The 14,223-nt window shown below is 58.3% G+C and carries 14 protein-coding genes; 5 read left to right on the forward strand and 9 right to left on the reverse strand.

Annotated elements, in window-relative coordinates; all coding sequences use genetic code 11:
- Positions 1–116: 116 nt before the first annotated feature.
- The 3 genes from JOE34_RS05360 to JOE34_RS05370 all read right to left on the reverse strand — a co-directional run bounded on the left by JOE34_RS05360 (position 117) and on the right by JOE34_RS05370 (position 3,886).
- A complete protein-coding gene (locus JOE34_RS05360) occupies positions 117–2,963 on the reverse strand; it encodes a class I adenylate cyclase (protein ID WP_209995176.1) in 2,847 nt (948 codons plus the stop codon).
- 182 nt (positions 2,964–3,145) lie between these two features.
- Positions 3,146–3,394 (reverse strand): TIGR02647 family protein, encoded by a 249-nt coding sequence (locus tag JOE34_RS05365; protein WP_010408483.1) that lies wholly within the window; start codon positions 3,392–3,394, stop codon positions 3,146–3,148.
- A 216-nt stretch (positions 3,395–3,610) separates the two neighbouring features.
- Complete coding sequence (locus JOE34_RS05370) at positions 3,611–3,886, reverse strand: hypothetical protein (RefSeq protein WP_003344493.1); 276 nt, start codon at positions 3,884–3,886, stop codon at positions 3,611–3,613.
- Positions 3,887–4,074: 188 nt separating this feature from the next.
- On the opposite strand from JOE34_RS05370, the gene JOE34_RS05375 reads away from it, so the two are divergent.
- Positions 4,075–4,740: a glutathione S-transferase gene (locus JOE34_RS05375; protein ID WP_010408478.1), complete on the forward strand. Its 666-nt coding sequence runs from the start codon at positions 4,075–4,077 to the stop codon at positions 4,738–4,740.
- A gap of 42 nt (positions 4,741–4,782) precedes the next feature.
- On the opposite strand, the gene gltP is transcribed toward JOE34_RS05375, so the two are convergent.
- The 4 genes from gltP to JOE34_RS05395 all read right to left on the reverse strand — a co-directional run bounded on the left by gltP (position 4,783) and on the right by JOE34_RS05395 (position 8,746).
- Positions 4,783–6,114: a glutamate/aspartate:proton symporter GltP gene (gltP, locus tag JOE34_RS05380; RefSeq protein WP_003344498.1), complete on the reverse strand. Its 1,332-nt coding sequence runs from the start codon at positions 6,112–6,114 to the stop codon at positions 4,783–4,785.
- Positions 6,115–6,568: 454 nt separating this feature from the next.
- Complete coding sequence (gene rimK, locus JOE34_RS05385; protein WP_003318100.1) at positions 6,569–7,474, reverse strand: 30S ribosomal protein S6--L-glutamate ligase; 906 nt, start codon at positions 7,472–7,474, stop codon at positions 6,569–6,571.
- Positions 7,471–7,914 carry an ATP-dependent zinc protease gene (locus JOE34_RS05390; protein WP_170855945.1) on the reverse strand — a complete coding sequence of 148 codons (444 nt, stop codon included), beginning with the start codon at positions 7,912–7,914 and terminating at the stop codon, positions 7,471–7,473. The genes rimK and JOE34_RS05390 overlap by 4 nt, the downstream gene beginning before the upstream one ends.
- 49 nt (positions 7,915–7,963) lie before the next feature.
- Entirely contained in the window at positions 7,964–8,746 is a 783-nt protein-coding gene (locus JOE34_RS05395; protein ID WP_010408460.1) for an EAL domain-containing protein, read from the reverse strand.
- Positions 8,747–8,913: 167 nt separating this feature from the next.
- Between JOE34_RS05395 and JOE34_RS05400 the strand changes: the two genes are divergently transcribed.
- From JOE34_RS05400 to JOE34_RS05415, 4 genes are all read left to right on the forward strand, one after another.
- On the forward strand, positions 8,914–9,321 hold the full coding sequence (locus JOE34_RS05400) for a S4 domain-containing protein (protein WP_003344502.1): 408 nt from the start codon (positions 8,914–8,916) through the stop codon (positions 9,319–9,321).
- Between the two features lie 176 nt (positions 9,322–9,497).
- Complete coding sequence (gene hslO / locus JOE34_RS05405) at positions 9,498–10,400, forward strand: Hsp33 family molecular chaperone HslO (protein WP_003318104.1); 903 nt, start codon at positions 9,498–9,500, stop codon at positions 10,398–10,400.
- Positions 10,401–10,579: 179 nt separating this feature from the next.
- Positions 10,580–12,124, forward strand: a complete 1,545-nt coding sequence (locus JOE34_RS05410; protein WP_004403694.1) for a phosphoenolpyruvate carboxykinase — start codon at positions 10,580–10,582, stop codon at positions 12,122–12,124.
- Between the two features lie 128 nt (positions 12,125–12,252).
- The gene (locus tag JOE34_RS05415; protein ID WP_209995179.1) at positions 12,253–12,756 is read left to right on the forward strand and encodes a GNAT family N-acetyltransferase; all 504 of its coding nucleotides are present in this window, start codon (positions 12,253–12,255) and stop codon (positions 12,754–12,756) included.
- Between the two features lie 95 nt (positions 12,757–12,851).
- Here the strand turns inward: JOE34_RS05415 and JOE34_RS05420 are convergent, their stop codons facing one another.
- Positions 12,852–13,559 (reverse strand): hypothetical protein, encoded by a 708-nt coding sequence (locus JOE34_RS05420; RefSeq protein ID WP_003437335.1) that lies wholly within the window; start codon positions 13,557–13,559, stop codon positions 12,852–12,854.
- Between the two features lie 130 nt (positions 13,560–13,689).
- Complete coding sequence (locus JOE34_RS05425) at positions 13,690–14,139, reverse strand: hypothetical protein (protein WP_080393217.1); 450 nt, start codon at positions 14,137–14,139, stop codon at positions 13,690–13,692.
- Positions 14,140–14,223: the final 84 nt, after the last annotated feature.

The following is a 14,223-nucleotide window of genomic DNA, read 5'->3' on the forward strand; positions in this document are numbered from 1 at the left end:
TAGAAGACGCTACCTCCGCATTCAAGAGCGGACGCAGAGCGTCCGGAACTGCATTCCCACGGAGCGTGAGGAACGACAGGCGTCCCTCAGAACACCTACCGTGCCAATGCTGAACGTCAGGCCTGATCCATCGCCTCGTTCAGCAGCTTCTCCAGTTCGGCCTTGTGGCGCAGGAAGAGGATGCTTTGTCCGTGCTTGCCGTCGAGCAGCCCGGAGAGGTCCAGGTCGGTGATGTAACAGCGGTAGCGCTGAAGCTCCAGGCGTTTGCCGAGGATTTGTTGCGCGACGGCGGCGTACAGTCGATCGCCGTATTCCAGCTCGGAAAACTCGCTGTTGTCGCAGTACAGGGTGGCGTTCAGTTGCCCTGGCGAGGTTTCCTCTATGATTGCCTGCACGTCGTAAAACGCCTTGTCCGCGGCAGTCGGTGCCGGTCGATGTTCGACACGTCGGGCAGGCCCTGCGCCGGAGGGCAGCATCTGATAGTAGAGGGCTTCCAGCGTAACCGGCGCGGACGGATCATCCAGCGGCAATGAAGCGCCCCGGCGATAAACCAGCGCGTGAAGAAAGCGCTGCAGCGGCACCAGCAGGCTTTGCTCATCGTGATAAGGCAGACGCTGGTGCCAGAGCGAATTGTGCTCGTCGAGCACGTACAGGTCAGCATCCGGCTCGTTGACCCGGTAGAACACCTGAATGCATTCCGGCTGACCAAGCGGCAGGATCAGGGCCAGATCGTGGTCATCGAGTGCCTGCGGGTCCAGGTGTAGCGGGCTGTACGACGACAGCTGTTCACCCAGATACTTGAACAGGCCGGGCAGGCTGTTGATCACCACATGACCGATCTGCCCCGGCTTCATCTCCAACACGTGATACTGCTGCTGCACCTGAATCAGGTAACGGTGATTGAGCCGCCTTTCAAGTAACAAACGTGCCGTGCCGATCAGTTCTTCAACACGCTGAGCAATGGCGGGCGCGCGGTTATGGCAGAAGCAGCGCACGTGAATCTGCGGCTGTTTACCACTCTGCGGCAGGCTGCCGAGCAGTTCGCTCATGCAATCGAGCAGGGCGTGCGGGCCGTCGTAGCGGCTGACCAGTGTTTCGTTCCAGGTATTGAGGGTGATCTGGTCCAGCGTCAGCACCAGATTTTCCCGGACACCCGCGTAACTGAGCGAGTCGGTGCGCTCGGTGGTCATCAGAATATTGAGGTCGCGGTGATGCCTGAGCGGATCGACGCCGACATTGATCAACAGCAGTATCTCGCTGGGCGTGCTGGGCATCAGTAACGCCTCATCGCTGACCTCGGGCAGTGGCAGTTGAATGCTCTGCTGCAAGGCGCCCATCAGATTGAACAGTTCGAACTCGCTCAGGTCACTGGCGCCGGGGTGCAATGCCACGCGGGTAGTGCTGTCGATCACGGTATTGCGGTGGCACCAGGTCAACAGCTCAAGCAATTCACGGCTGCGTTTGAGCGGTGAGAAGTTCGGCAACTCGTGAATGCCCAGATTGCCGTTATACAAGGCCCACTGGTGCTTGCCGGGCTCGCGCTTGTCGGGAGAGTGCACCAGCGTCAGCGTATCTTCGGCAAGGTCAGGGGCGATGCCAGGGTTGATGAACTCGACCTTGCCCGCCTTGCGTTCAAAAGCCGCATACAGGCGCCGACCCAGAATGGTCAGGTCGCGGGCATTGAGGGCATCGGCAGTGCTTTGCGTTTTGGCGAATCGGCTCTGAAAGCGATAGCTGTAATTCAGCTCGTTGACCAGTGAGCGGCGCTCGCCGGCCACCTGGCGGACTTTCCACTGACTGCGACTGTCGAGCAACGCCAATTGTCGCTCGTCCCAACCCCACTCCGTGGTCAGGCGCTCCAGCAGCTGGCGCTGCCAGCCGGCGCTGCGCAGGCGGGTCGATCCGGTGAGCTTCTTGTTGACCTTCAGGTACAGGCTACGCCGCACCAGCTCCAGGCGCTCCGGCTCGTTGCGCGCCTGCAGATGCTCCTCGATACGCCGGTACACGACCACGTAAGGGTCCAGTTCATCCGGGTCCAGCTGATTGGCGAACACCGCTTGTTTGAAGCGCAGGCTCAGGCACTGCACGCGAGGATGCTCGCTGGAATAGACCTCGATCAACAGCAGCTTGAGCACAGACTTGTAGGGCGACTCGATGCCTTTGAACAACTGCCACAATCCGGCACCGATGAACTCGGACGGCGGAATGTGCGACATCGGGCCGAGATCGAGCACCTCGCTGGCGCGGATGAAGCGCTTGCTCAGCAGGGTGTGGGTGTAATCATCGTAATTCTGCTCTTCATAGACCGGCACCAGCCACCACATCGGGGTGCGCCCGGCGAGCCAGATCGCGGTGCGATAAAACTCGTCGAGCAACAGGTAATGCTGGGTAGTCCCGCAATCGTCCGAGCTGAGCTGCGAATCGCGCTCGCCGCTCTTGAAACGCTGTGGGTCGATCAGAAAGAAATGCGCCTCTGCGCCCATCGTCGCAGCCCAGGCTTCAAGTGCCTGGCACTTCTTGCGCAGTTCGGCGATGGCCTCCGGTTCCAGCTCGCTGTCGTGGCAGACCCAGACATCCATGTCGCTTTGTTCAGCCTGAGCCAGCGTGCCGAGGCTGCCCATCAGAAACAGGCCATGAATCGGCTGGGGCGGGTTGCCATGCCGGGCCTTGTAGGAAAAGGAGCGCGTCAGCCGCTGCGCCTCGGCCAGGGTCAGCGTGTCCGGTTCGTAATGCGAAACGCCGGCAGGCGTGCTGCCGGAAACATAACCGGGCAACAGCGGATGGTTGACGTGAAAGAACAGCGGCAGCAGGGTCAAAACGCTCTGCTGGCGGGTCGACATACCTTCCAGCGCACGCGCGTACCGCCCGTCATTGAGCGACAGGAAGCGGTTACGCAGCTGGCTGAGAACCTTGCGGTCGATGCCCTCATCCAGGTCGGGGCGAATTTCAGGATTACGCGTCATCGCAACTCAAGGCATCTGGCCTGTGCAGGCGTGGAATTACCGAGCAAGATGGCGGAGAAGGTTTGCAGCCGAGAGAAGCGGATTCGGTCGGATGGTTATTCTGGCGCCAACGTCCTGTATCGACTGGCGCTCGGATAAGTGAAGGGCCTGCCACGCTTTTTTGTGCGCAGGCCCTGCTACATTCAGGCGGCTTGCCTGGCGACGTTGAGGATGGTCAGCAATGACTGGGCATGCTGGGCGGCCTCGAGCCCGAGGCTGGTCAGGTAGCCGCCATCGACCTGGGTCGTGAGTCCTTTATCGAAGAGTCTTTGTGCTGCTGCGACGGCGGTGGGCGCCGCTACATGGTGGACTTTGAGGCCTTCCTGGGTGTTTCCCAGATTGAACAGTGCAAGAATTTCCAGTTCGGCAACCAACTCAGGGGTATACGACATAGGTACTCCAGACTTTTTGTAGTAGTACGACCTCGCCGGCTGGCGGGTGTGCTCTGGAATCGACGTGTCCGATCTGCGCTCGTCGGTTCTGGATGACCGTTAAAGCCGGTTTGGCGTGTGGCCCCGGAGGATCAAGCGGCAGCGGGGCATTTGCAGTGTAGTCAGCGTCTGAAGTGTTTGCAGCATATATCTTGCTGTCACGCTCTGACCGCAGGATTACTTTTCCGGCGGCAGGTCAGGCAGGGCGCGCAGCGCGGCTTCATACCATTGCGTATCGAACGGACGGTCCTGCTCCAGCAGGGCATCGATCTCGATGGCCAGCACATGGGCCATCATTTCAAGAATATCTTCACGTTCATAGTTCACCAGGGTCAGCATGTTGAAGACTGCTCTGGCTGCGGGCGGATTACCGGCTTCGATCTGGTTCTCGATGGCTTCGATCAGGGTCGAGGCAGCAAAGTCTTCTTCGTCATTATCGATGTCGTCGGTCATGGTCACTCCTCAGGTAAGGCGGGCAGTCTACCCGGAATCCTGCAATCGGGCAGTCCTGCGCGCCCGAATGGTCATGTGTAGGACGCTTCCTAAAACTGCCGGGAAATGACCCAGGTCACTTAAAGATAGAGTCAGCCCGGTAGCGTGCAGCCCGTCAATTACCAGGATGGAGGCTGAGGAGGCCGACGATGCTGACGCTTTATGGATTCGCCGCAAGCAACTACTTCAACATGGTCAAGCTGGCGCTGCTGGAGAAGCAACTGCCCTTTCAGGTGGTGCCGCTGTTTGGCTGTCAGAGCCCCGAGGTGCTGGCCGTCAGCGCCCGCGGGAAGGTGCCGGTACTCGGAACGGCGGAAGGCTTCATCAGTGAGACCGACGTGATTCTGCGCTATATAGAGGACACCTCACCGGACCGACCATTGCTGCCCGCCAGCGCATTCGCACGCGCTCAGGTATGGACCATCGCCAAGGAAATCGAGCTGTACATCGAGCTGCCGGCGCGCATGTGTTATGCGGAGGTGATCTTTGGTGGCAGACCGACGCCGCCCGACCTCAAGGCCAAGGCGCGTCGCGATCTGATCAAGGGGTTCGCCGCCCTGGCCCAGCGCGGCCTGTTTGCACCCTACGTCGCTGGCGAGCATTTCACCGTTGCCGATATCTACTTTCTGTACAGCGTCGATCTGGCGCAACAGGTCGGCGAGCGATTGTTCGGGCTGGACCTGCTGGAGGACCTGCCCGCTGCCCGAGCCCTGCAGGAGCAACTGGCCTTGAGCCCGAACGTTCAGCAAGTAGCGGCTGACAGAGAGGCCGACTGGCCGGCATTCATGGCTCGCGTGCAGCGGGCAGACCGCTGAGGCAGCTCGTTCCTCACGCCCACGCATGAGGAACGATGGGCGTTACTCTGCGGTAGGCTGGCGCAGTGGCACGGGCTCTTTGCTACGCCAGTGCGGCAGGGATTCCCAGTAGCGCTCGCCCTTGGCATCGTCGTACATGCCTTCCCAGCGCGAGATGACCAGCACTGCCAGCGCATTGCCGATCACGTTCAAGGCGGTACGCGCCATGTCCATGATGCGGTCGACACCGGCGATGAATGCCAGGCCTTCCAGAGGAATACCGGCGCTTCCCAGGGTCGCCAGCAGCACGACGAAGGAAACGCCCGGTACGCCCGCGATGCCTTTGGAGGTGACCATCAGGGTCAGTACCAGCATCAATTGCGCGCCAATCGACAGGTCGATGCCGTACAACTGAGCGATGAAGATCGCTGCGATGCTCTGATAGAGCGTCGAGCCGTCAAGGTTGAACGAGTAGCCCGTAGGCACCACGAAGCTGCAGATCGCCTTTGGCGCGCCATAGGCTTCCATCTTCTGGATCACGCGCGGCAGCACGGTTTCGGAGCTGGCTGTGGAGTAGGACAGAATCAGCTCGTCCTTGAAGATGCGCATCAGCCTGATGACCGAAAAGCCGAATGCACGAGCGATCAGCCCCAGCACCACAAAGGCGAAGAAGGCGATGGCCACGTACACCAGAATCACCAGCTTGGCGAGCGGCAGCAGGGAGGCGAAGCCGAAATTGGCGACAGTCACGGCAATCAGCGCAAACACGCCGATCGGCGCGTAGTTCATGATCATGTGAGTGACCTTGAACATAGTCTCCGAGACTCCCTGAAACAGTTTCACCAGCGGCTCACGGACCTCGGCCTGCAGGCTGGAAAGCCCAAGACCGAACAACACTGAAAAGAAGATGATCGGCAGCATCTCGCCACGCGCCATGGCAGCGAAGATGTTGGACGGGATCAGGTTGAGAATGGTCGCGATAAACGCATGATCGTGCTGAACTTCAGCAGTAGTCTGCTGATACTTGGAGATATCGACAGTGCCCAGTGTACTCATGTCGATGCCGGTGCCCGGATGGAACACGTTGGCCAGCACCAGGCCCACCAGAATCGCGATAGTGGTCACGACTTCGAAATAGAGAATGGTCTTGAGACCGATACGCCCCAGTTTCTTGGCATCACCCACGCCGGCGATACCGACGATCAGCGAGGCGACAACGATAGGGATAACGATCATCTTGATCAGACGAATGAAGATATCGCCTGCGGGCTGCAGGATGTTAGTGATCCACCAGGCCTTTTCTGCACTGAAATGATTGAGTAGCGCCCCCACAGCGATACCCAGTACCAGTCCGATCAGAATCTGCCAGGCCAGACTCAGCTTTGCCTTCTTCATATTATTACCCTTGTTCAAAGTGGCTTGGGCAAATCCAAAACCCATGCGCCGAGCGTGCTTTTTCACAGCAGTTTCGAGGCAGGAGCTCCCTTTGGAAATGTCCCGAGAAGGTCACCGCAGACGAGCATCCCAGCTCTGTAGCAGGCGAAAAAAGTCGCAACTATTCCCATGGCGCGCGTATACGTCTAATGCCGTAAACGACTACCTCATGCATGATCGGCATACAAATACGGGAGAAATGTGTTGATTTATGCCGCGCAGGAGGATGGCTATTCGGCGCGAAGCTGGCTATTACGTCGCCTTAAGCTGAACAGAGGGATGCGGGATTAAAGACGGGATACGGCGGCGAGGACTCGACTGGCAAGCCTGTTTACCTGATGTACGGTAGCTGAATGCACAGGCCGGCGTCCGCAGACATGGCGCCGGCGTGTGCAATCGAAACGGGGGCGGGCAGTCAGCCTTTACCTTTGGTACGGGTCATATGCGGGCCGCTGTTTTTCTCGAGGTACTCGATGATCATCCCGGCCACGTCCTTGCTGGTGGTCACTTCAATGCCTTCCAGGCCAGGCGAGGAGTTGACCTCCATCACCAGAGGGCCGTGGTTGGAACGCAGGATATCCACACCCGCCACGCTCAGCCCCATGACCTTGGCTGCACGCAGCGCAGTCATGCGCTCTTCAGGGGTGATCTTGATCAGGCTGGCGCTGCCGCCGCGGTGCAGGTTGGAGCGGAACTCGCCAGGCTTGGCCTGGCGCTTCATCGAGGCAATGACCTTGTCACCGACCACAAAGCAGCGGATGTCGGCGCCGCCCGCTTCCTTGATGTATTCCTGAACCATGATGTCCTGCTTGAGGCCCATGAAGGCTTCGATCACCGATTCGGCCGCCGTGGCCGTTTCGCACAGCACCACGCCGATCCCCTGAGTGCCTTCGAGCACCTTGATGACCAGCGGCGCGCCGTTGACCATCTGGATCAGGTCGGGAATATCGTCGGGCGAGTGAGCGAAACCGGTAACCGGCAAGCCGATCCCCCGGCGTGACAGGAGTTGCAACGAGCGCAGCTTGTCCCGCGAACGGGCAATGGCGACCGATTCATTGAGCGGAAACACGCCCATCATTTCAAACTGACGCAACACCGCACAGCCATAGAAAGTCACCGAAGCACCGATGCGCGGGATCACCGCATCGAAGCCCTCCAGAGGTTTGCCGCGGTAGTGAATCTGCGGCTTATGGCTGGCGATGTTCATATAGGCGCGCAGGGTGTCGATCACCACCATCTCATGGCCACGCTCAATGCCAGCTTCGACCAGACGACGGGTGGAATACAGACGCGGATTACGCGAAAGCACAGCGATCTTCATGCAACACCTGAGGAAGTAGAGGCCGGGAACACCGGCTTGTCTTGTACGTAAGTTATGCCCGGATTGACCACCAGATGGCCATCGATCAGAGCTTTGGAACCGAGCAGCAGTCGATAACGCATCGACTTGCGGCAAGCCAGCGTGAATTCCACCGGCCAGATACGATCACCCAGGGCCAGTGTGGTGCGAATGACATAACGCACCTGCGCCTGACCGTTGGAACTTTTAATGGTTTTCATGGCAACCAGTTGCGCTTCGCAGCGACGATGCCGCAACTGAACCACAGTGCCCAGATGCGCGTTGAAGCGCACCCATTTCTGGCCATTGCGTTCAAAAGGCTCGATTTCCGTGGCATGCAGGCTCGACGTGCTTGCACCGGTATCGATTTTTGCCCGCAGGCCTGCCACCCCCAGATCGGGAAGCGCCACCCACTCGCGCAGGCCGATAACTGTCAGATGATCGAATGTCTTCAATGCGATTCCGTACTGTTCAAGACTTCTGCCAGGCCTCGGGTGCGACATGAGCCAGGGCTTTGAATGCAGGTTTGGCGAACAAATAGCCTTGCATCAGGGATATGCCGCAATCAGCCAGGAAATCCCGCTCTTCAATGTGTTCGATACCTTCGGCGATGAGTTTAATCCCCAAGTCCGTACACATTGTGACAACGCCACGAACAATGGCCTGACGTGCGCGATCACGATGAATGTCGCGAACCAGGTGCATGTCGAGTTTTATCAGATCGGGCTGGAAATCAGCCAGCAGCGTCAGGCCGGAGTAGCCGGCACCGAAATCGTCGATGGCGGTCATGAAACCGAACTCTCGGTATTCGCGCAGGATGTTGCTCAAATGGCCGTTGTTGCAGACATGTTCGCTTTCAATGGTTTCGAAAATCAACCGCTCGATGGGAAAGTCATGAAGCTTGGCCGCTTCCAGCGTGCTGCGGATACACAGCTCGGGACGATACACGGCATTTGGCAAAAAATTGATCGATAAACGTTCGGTCATGCCCAGTCTCGCAGCGCCGGCGATGGCTGTGGTCCGGCAGGTCTGATCGAACCGATAGCGGTTCTGGTCGGTGACCTGGTTCAGTACCGACATCGCGCCTTCACCATTCGGGCCCCGGACCAGCGCCTCATGGGCAAAGATCGACTGGTCATGCAGGCTGACGATGGGTTGATAGGCATAATCAAACGAAAAGCCCAGTTCCGGACTGCCGGTGCAGCCCTCACACCCCTTTTTGGGGGAGGTCAACGAAGTTGGAAAATCTGTCACATCGCACTCCATGTGAGGTCAGGGCCATAAAATGATGAATAGCGGATTTTGACAAGCAAGGATCGGTTACTTCATGTTCTTGACAGCTATAGATCAGCAACTGCAGACCGCCAGGTTTCCTGATTAGCCGGATAACGTTCAGACTGCCACACGCATGAGGAATTCAAATGGCACAAAAGATGGAAGAAGACGATAAGGTCCGCCTGGATAAATGGCTGTGGGCCGCGCGCTTTTTCAAAACTCGCGCGCTGGCCAAAGCGGCTATCGAAAGCGGAAAGGTGCACTGTCGCGGCGAACGTTGCAAGCCCGGCAAAGAGCCTCGTATCGGTGACGAGTTTCAGATTCGCATGGGTTTCGACGACCGCACGGTAGTCGTCGAAGCTCTGTCCATCGTACGGCGTGGCGCGCCGGAGGCACAGACGCTGTATCACGAGACACCCGAGAGCATCGCCAGACGCGAACATGCTGCCGCTCAGCGCAAGGCCGGCAACCTGGGTGTAACCACCGACGGAAAGCCGACCAAGAAGCAACGCCGGGAGCTTTTCGGCTTCCGCGCCAGCCAGAACAACGACTGAAACACGGCACCGGGCAGCTCCGGCTATCAGTCCGACGTGCCATCCAGCTTGGAAGCGCACCGCATAGCTCCTAAAATGCGGTCAATCCGCATGGCCCACGCCGCTTTCGAGTGCCGGACGGTGCTTCCTAAGCCGCGTGCCATCCATTGTCATTACTTCAGATACCTTTCCTACCTATGCATGATTTCCCGAACATCGATTTCACCCAGCGCTTCATCTTCGACGAAAGCGACGTTCGCGGAGAACTGGTCGCCCTGGAGCGCAGCTACGCCGAAGTGCTCGCCAAGCATCCCTACCCGGAGCCGGTCGCGCAGTTGCTTGGCGAACTGATGGCGGCTGCCGCGCTGCTCGTCGGCACCCTCAAATTCGACGGCCTGTTGATCCTCCAGGCACGCTCCAGCGGCGCAGTGCCGTTGCTGATGGTCGAGTGCTCCAGCGAGCGTGAACTGCGTGGCATTGCCCGTTATGACGAGGCACTGGTCACAGCAGGCGCAGGTCTGCAGGACCTGATGCCCGATGGCTCGCTGGCATTGACCATCGACCCGAACAAGGGCAAGCGCTATCAGGGCATCGTTGCCCTCGACGGCGTCGACCTGTCGGAAAGCCTCTCCAACTATTTCGTGATGTCCGAACAGCTCGGCACGCGTTTCTGGCTCAAGGCCGACGGTCACCGCGCCCGTGGTCTGTTGCTGCAACAGCTGCCCATCGCACAGATCACCGATCCGGAAGAACGCGACGCCAGCTGGGAGCACGTCATCACCCTGGCCAACACCCTTACGGCCGAGGAAATGCTCGGGCTGGACAACCAGACCATCCTGCATCGCCTGTATCACGAAGACCCGGTTCGCCTGTTCGACGAACAGCCCATCTGCTTTCGCTGCAGTTGCTCGCGTGAGCGCTCGGCCAATGCGCTGGCCAGCCTTGGGCTGGAGGACGCGCAGCAATTGGTTATCGAGCACAACGGCACGATCGAGATCGATTGCCAGTTCTGCAACGAACGCTATCTGTTCGATGCCACTGACGTCGCGCAGCTGTTTGCTGGCGGCGGTGTCGATTCGCCATCTGACACGCGCCATTAATCATCGCGTAAAGGGCCTCAGAAAACGGTGTGGGCCCCTGTAATGCTGTTCTGACAGGAGGGTCCTACCATTTCCAGGCATTTCTGGCATAATCCGGCCCACTTTTACGCTGTAGTAGTGGTTGTTTTTTTACTACAAAACCGTTTGGAGCACTCGGCCACAGGCCGACGGGGAACCTCATGACGCAAACCAACAACGCTGTGTACACCGATCTGAGCACCGACGAACTGGTCAAGGAAGCCCTTGCCCGCAAAGAAGGCGTACTGTCCGATACTGGCGCACTGGTTGTGGAGACAGGCCATCGCACTGGCCGTTCGCCGGTCGATCGTTTCATCGTTGAAGAGCCGAGCACTCAGGACGCCATCGCCTGGGGCCCGATCAACCGCAAGTTCCCGGAGGATAAATTCAACGCCCTGTGGGACCTTGTCGGCGCGTACCTCGCCGAGCGCGAGCGCTTCGTTTCCCATGTTCATGTAGGCTCCGACCCTGCGCACTACCTGCCGGTCAAGATGACCACCGAAACTGCGTGGCACAATCTGTTCGGCCGTTGCCTGTTCATCAACCCTGAACAGTACAACCCGGCTGGCAAGGACGAATGGGAAATCCAGAACGCGCCATGGTTCGTCTGCGACCCTGAGCGTGACGGCACCAACTCCGACGGCACCGTGATCATCAACTTCGCAGCCCGCAAGGTGCTGATCGCAGGCATGCGTTATGCCGGCGAAATGAAGAAAGCCATGTTCTCGGTGCAGAACTTCCTGCTCCCGGCGTCCGACGTTCTGCCGATGCACTGCGCGGCCAACATGGGCGAAGAGGGCGATGTCACCCTGTTCTTCGGCCTGTCCGGCACCGGCAAGACCACCCTGTCCGCTGATGAAAGCCGTTACCTGATCGGTGACGACGAACACGGCTGGGGCGAGGGCGTGGTATTCAACATCGAAGGCGGTTGCTATGCCAAGTGCATCGACCTGTCCGAGAAGAACGAGCCGGTCATCTGGAAAGCCATCCAGCACGGCGCCGTACTGGAAAACGTCGTACTCGACCCGGTTACCAAAAAAGCCGACTACGCCGACAGCAGCCTGACCCAGAACAGCCGCGCCGCCTACCCGCGCGAACTGATCGAAAAACGCGCACCGAAGAACCTCGGTGGCGAGCCGAACGCCGTTATCTTCCTGACCTGCGACCTGACCGGCGTACTGCCGCCTGTGTCGATCCTCAGCGAAGAACAGGCCGCCTACCACTTCCTGTCGGGTTACACCGCACTGGTCGGCTCGACTGAAATGGGTTCGGGTTCGGGCATCAAGTCCACCTTCTCCACCTGCTTCGGCGCACCGTTCTTCCCGCGTCCGGCTGGCGAATACGCAGAACTGCTGATCAAGCGCATCCGCGGCTTCAAATCCAAGGTCTACCTGGTCAACACCGGCTGGACCGGCGGCGGCTACGGCGTCGGCAAGCGCTTCAACATCCCCACCACCCGTGGCGTGATCGCAGCGATCCAGAGCGGCGCACTGATCGGTGCCGAAACCGAACACCTCGACACCATCAACCTCGACGTACCGAAGTCAGTACCCGGCGTCGATACCGGCCTGCTCAACCCACGCAACACCTGGGCTGACAAAGCTGCCTACGACGAAGCGGCAAAAGCACTGGCTGGCCTGTTCGTGGAGAACTTCAAGAAGTTCGACGTGAGCGACGCCATCAAGGCTGCGGGTCCGAAGTTGTAATTAAACATCTTCAGGGTCACACGCCCGTGTGACCCTCGAAAATGCTCAAGCAAACGCCTCGACTTGTCGGGGCGTTTGCTTGTCTGGAATACTGATTTCCACTGAAGACGATGGCCAGGAGGTGTGTTGTGGGCGTAAACGGGATTCAGATACGGCGTTTCGTGCCGAGCGACGAGCAAGGTGTATCGGCGATGATCCTGCCAATCCAGCGTGAAGAGTTCGGTATTCCCATTACCGCCGAAGATCAGCCTGACCTGAAAGCGATCCCGACGTTTTACCAGACCGGCACAGGGGATTTCTGGGTCGCGGTACAAGACGATCAGATCATCGGCAGCATCGGTCTCAGGGACATCGGCGCAGGCCAGGCAGCACTGCGCAAGATGTTTGTCGCCGCCCCGTTTCGCGGCCGGGAATTCTCCGTTGCAGCCAGACTGCTCGAGCGCCTGATCGAGGAATCAACCCGCAAGGGCGTCAGCGAAGTTTTCCTGGGCACGACCGACAAATTTCACGCTGCACATCGCTTCTATGAAAAGCACGGCTTCAGAGAAATCACGAAGGAGGACCTGCCTGCGAGCTTTCCGTTGATCGCGGTGGACAGCAAGTTCTATGTGCTGGGCCTGAAAGAACAATGACGTGGCTACACCGCAGCTGTGTCGGCGAACTGCAATACAGCAGAACGCCGACAGCCAGAGAGGGCGCGCGAACCTGCGTGCTCCGTCATAGGCGCTCAAGTCCCCTGAATGCCTGATTGGCTTTTCAGCGTTTTGAAAATGTCCATCGCCGAGCTGTCGCCAGATGTGATGTTAGCGGCGTAATTGGCGGGGTATTGGGCCTTTTCTATGGGTGGCAGCTGGTCGTAGTGGGCGAGAAGCATCACCAGTGTTTGGGTACTTTTGCCGGTTTCGTTGTATTCGTCGACATAGCGTTTGCCCATCGCTCTATTCCAGGCTTCCTGTTGAAGATGGTTTTCGGACGAAGCAGCACTACGCTCATTAATGGTGAATTCGCCACCTTCGTCATACATGATCAGTTTGAGTTGATCCTGAGATAATCCTGAGAACGGGTTTGCTCCCCCGCCATTCTTGAACAGCGTAGCCTGCCTGGCTCTTTCGAGCAGCGCTGGATCGTCGGTATCGGGGACCTCCGCATCGTGCAGTGCTCTGTTGGCGTAATAGTGTGTACCCGTGATCTTGTCGTTAATGGATGTTGCCACCGCACCCAGCTCTTTGAAGCCTAAACGACTATCGCGGATCTGAGCGCGCATCGCGCTGCTGTTTAATTGACTGGACAACGTGGAGAGGGTTGCACTATCAGCGGAGCGCTCAGAAGACAGTTTACTTATTGCCGACGTGCTACTGGTTGGGGAAACCTCTTTCGCAACAGTCGTTAGGGTAGGGCTGCTGGTAAGGGCCGTGATGTGAGAAATGTCGAACATGCTGCGTCCTCGCGTCAGTTGCCAATCCATGGCGTTATATTCGCTATCTATATCGGCACGATCAGATTCAGCTTTAGTTATCCTCCGGAGGCAGGCGCGCGCGTAATTTTGTAACGCGCACGCCTTGAGATTATTTCATGGTGAATTCAGCAGTCCATGCATGAGTAGAGAGGTCGGTGACCCTGGAGGTAGCTGTGCAAATCGCACCACCTTCAGGCGTTGCAGTACGGTTCCACTTTGGAACCTTGACTCCACCCGCGCCTGCCAGCCTTACAAAGGTGGTCGAGAATACACATACCTTGGAACCCATCACATAACGAACACTGGCGTAGCTGGCATCAGGTGAGAGCGTGCTTTGCACCGTATAAAAGTTTGAATCGCCGGGTTGAACGGTAGAGCCAATGGCTGTTCTGGCGTTGCGTAGCGTCGATAACTCGTTACGCGTAACAGGCTTATGCTTCGCGGCCTCTGTTCCCAGATTTTTGAACGTCACCGTAACCGGTGGTCCCGCGTGCGCAACAACAGTGGCGCACAGCGTGGCGAGAGCAAGAGAAGTCAGCAAGACGTTTTTTGTTTTCATGATCGGTAGTTCCTGAGTTAATTAATTAAGTTCGTATTACATTAAGCAAGGCGAACGCACGACAGCAGTGAGCCGCATATATGA

It is taken from the genome of Pseudomonas sp. PvP028 (genome assembly GCF_017832255.1).
In the GTDB taxonomy this organism is placed as follows: domain Bacteria; phylum Pseudomonadota; class Gammaproteobacteria; order Pseudomonadales; family Pseudomonadaceae; genus Aquipseudomonas; species Aquipseudomonas syringae.

Bases quoted from the DNA above. Each gene is read 5' to 3' on its own strand.
- JOE34_RS05360 (WP_209995176.1), bottom strand. From the start codon at position 2,963: ATGACGCGTAATCCTGAAATTCGCCCCGACCTGGATGAGGGCATCGAC.
- JOE34_RS05365 (WP_010408483.1), bottom strand. From the start codon at position 3,394: ATGTCGTATACCCCTGAGTTGGTTGCCGAACTGGAAATTCTTGCACTG.
- JOE34_RS05370 (WP_003344493.1), bottom strand. From the start codon at position 3,886: ATGACCGACGACATCGATAATGACGAAGAAGACTTTGCTGCCTCGACC.
- JOE34_RS05375 (WP_010408478.1), top strand. From the start codon at position 4,075: ATGCTGACGCTTTATGGATTCGCCGCAAGCAACTACTTCAACATGGTC.
- gltP (WP_003344498.1), bottom strand. From the start codon at position 6,114: ATGAAGAAGGCAAAGCTGAGTCTGGCCTGGCAGATTCTGATCGGACTG.
- rimK (WP_003318100.1), bottom strand. From the start codon at position 7,474: ATGAAGATCGCTGTGCTTTCGCGTAATCCGCGTCTGTATTCCACCCGT.
- JOE34_RS05400 (WP_003344502.1), top strand. From the start codon at position 8,914: ATGGCACAAAAGATGGAAGAAGACGATAAGGTCCGCCTGGATAAATGG.
- hslO (WP_003318104.1), top strand. From the start codon at position 9,498: ATGCATGATTTCCCGAACATCGATTTCACCCAGCGCTTCATCTTCGAC.
- JOE34_RS05410 (WP_004403694.1), top strand. From the start codon at position 10,580: ATGACGCAAACCAACAACGCTGTGTACACCGATCTGAGCACCGACGAA.
- JOE34_RS05420 (WP_003437335.1), bottom strand. From the start codon at position 13,559: ATGTTCGACATTTCTCACATCACGGCCCTTACCAGCAGCCCTACCCTA.
- JOE34_RS05425 (WP_080393217.1), bottom strand. From the start codon at position 14,139: ATGAAAACAAAAAACGTCTTGCTGACTTCTCTTGCTCTCGCCACGCTG.